The 761-nt window shown below is 76.2% G+C and carries 1 protein-coding gene; it reads left to right on the top strand.

Annotated features, from left to right (window positions below; genetic code table 11):
* Nucleotides 1–761, top strand: a 761-nt coding sequence (locus tag MHY29_RS12190) for an ATP-binding cassette domain-containing protein (RefSeq protein WP_239241586.1), incomplete at both ends; no start/stop codon positions are given.

The following is a 761-nucleotide window of genomic DNA, read 5'->3' as shown; positions in this document are numbered from 1 at the left end:
ACCGAAGACCAGACCCCCGCCCCCATCGAGACGGACGACGTCGTCGCCGAGCGCGCGCCCGAGCCCGCCCCGGGGGGCTCCCACCAGGTCGGCCGCGCCCTCACCGCGCGGGGCCTCACCCTGCGCTCCATCCGCGGCACCGTGTTCGGCCCGGTGGACGTGGACCTGCCCCCGGGCGTGCCCGGCGCCGTCCTCGGCACCCAGGGCTCCGGCCGCTCCGCCCTGCTGCTCGCCCTCGTCGGGCGCCTCCAGGGCGCCGGCGGCGAGCTCACCCTCGGGGACATGGACGGCATCCGCCACCCCCACCGGCTGCGCCGCGCCACCACGGTGGCCCGCATCACCGACTACGTGGAGCTCGAGCCGCTGCTCACGATCCGCGAGTGCATCGACGAGCACTGCCTCGCCGAGGGGATCTCGCGCCGCACCGGCCGCAAGCGCTTCGCGCGCCTCGAGGCCGCCGTCGGCTTCCACCCGGACCACGGCGACCAGGTCAGCTCCCTCCCCGTGGAGGACCGCACGATCCTCACCTGCATGCTCGCCTGCCTGCGCCCGGCCGACGTGATCGTCTACGACGACATCGACTCCTCCCTCACCCGCCCCCAGCTCGAGCACGTCTACCGCGTGCTCGAGACCCTGGGCCGCCTGGGTCACCGCTTCGTGGTGAGCGCCCTGACCTCCGCCCCCGTGCCCCGCGGCGCCGTCGTCGTCGAGCTGCCCACCCCGGGCCACGACGACCTGCCGGCCGCCCTCCCCACCCGTCC

Source organism: Micrococcus sp. ACRRV (assembly GCF_022346985.1).
GTDB classification, from domain to species: Bacteria; Actinomycetota; Actinomycetes; order Actinomycetales; family Micrococcaceae; genus Micrococcus; species Micrococcus porci.
This window is presented reverse-complemented; position numbering and strand designations above follow the sequence as displayed.